General features: G+C 68.4%; 1 protein-coding gene. It reads right to left on the minus strand.

Going from position 1 to position 1,521, the window contains the following annotated elements; all coding sequences use genetic code 11:
• Nucleotides 1–13: 13 nt before the first annotated feature.
• Complete coding sequence (locus tag ACWDEW_RS48800; protein ID WP_450522833.1) at nucleotides 14–1,351, minus strand: IS4 family transposase; 1,338 nt, start codon at nucleotides 1,349–1,351, stop codon at nucleotides 14–16.
• Between the last annotated feature and the right edge of the window lie 170 nt (nucleotides 1,352–1,521).

A 1,521-nucleotide genomic window follows, 5' to 3' on the forward strand; every position in this document is an offset into this window, starting at 1 on the left:
CAAGGCCATGAAGTTATGGGCTGTTGGGTGCTGTCAACAGGATGTCGATGCTGATGGTGGCTTTGTAGGTGCGTCGATCGACGCGCAGGCTCTTGTAGGCGTAGCGGGACAGTGGCCGTTTGACGGCGCGGGGGCTGAGGCGAAGTCGGCGGGCAGGCATGAGGTGGTCCAGGACTGCCCGGCCGATGGTGCCCACGAGGTCGATCGTGGTGCCGGCGATCACGCCCGCGGCCTGGATGATCTGGTCACGAGCGGTGTGGAGAGCGATGGTGAAGCTGGCTCGGTCCGGGTCGGCTCCGGGGACGGTGCTGGTGGCGTCTGCGATGGCGATCCTGATCACCTGGTAGACGGTCAGGAGCGCGTAGATCTCTTGCGCGATGCCCGGCAGGGTGCGCGAGCGCAGCACGCGTCGGCCGAGCATCGAGTGCTTGACCGCGAAATAGGCGGACTCCACTTCCCATCTCTCGTGATACAGCCTGACCAGCTCGAAGGCTGGATAGCGGTGGGGATCGAGCAGGGTGGTGGCCAGGCGGTAGACACCCGTGGTGCATCCGGCGGTGGTGGCGATGGTGATCTCGCACTCGATGATGCGGACGTGAACCGTGCCGATCCGGGATAGGAAGGAGCCGTCGTCCAGGCGGTGCAGGACGGGCGGCTTGCGCACTGCGGAGAGCCGGGCCAGGAAGTCGGCACCGGTGCCGGCCACAGCTTCGAGGAAGGCGTTGGTGGCAAAACCCCGGTCCAGGAGCACGACCATGCCTGGGTGCGTCGAGCGCAGCAGGCGGCGCCCGAGGACGGGCTCGCCGGGTTTGCGCGGGCCGAAGACCGCGTCGATGACGGCGCGGGTGCCGCAGGCGACCAGGGCGATCAGCAGGACCTGCGGATAACCGGAGGCGGCGGTGTACTGGTTGGCCCCCTTGCCCAGCCGAGCGCGTACGTTCGCATCGTCGGCGACGTCCAGGTAGGTGCCGTCGATGGCAACGACCAGCAGCCCTGCCCAGCGGGCCCCGGTGGTGCGGAGCGCCGACGCCGGGCCGCGCAGCAGGTCGAACAGGGCCCGCATCGGGCGCACGCCGAGCCGGGTGCGGGCGTGCCACAGCGCGGTCGCGGTCACCCGCGGCAGAGGCAGGGCCTCAAGGGCGCCGGTCAGCTTGCGCCACACGGCCGGGTAGCCGCATTCCTCGAACAGCGTGGCCGCGAGCAGCAGGTAGACCACCACGCGGGCCGGCAGTTTCCGCAGCCGCTGCTGAACCGCCCCGCACTCGGCGAGGACCTCGTCGACCATCTCGAAGGGCACGACCTGGGTTAACTCGCCCAGATGTCCCGGGGCGAAGACACCTTCGGCTACCACGATTTCACGCGTGATGACACACTGTCCGGACAGCGGAGCCTCCGGTCTTTGTGAACGGCTTGTCTTGGCGGACCAGCCAGTTCTACCGGGGCTCCGCTTCTCGCGTCCGGCGCCCTTCCAGATCAGTCCCTGCTTGCGGCCACCACCCCACCCGAAACTTCATGGCCTTG

The organism is Streptomyces sp. NPDC001100 (assembly GCF_053598575.1).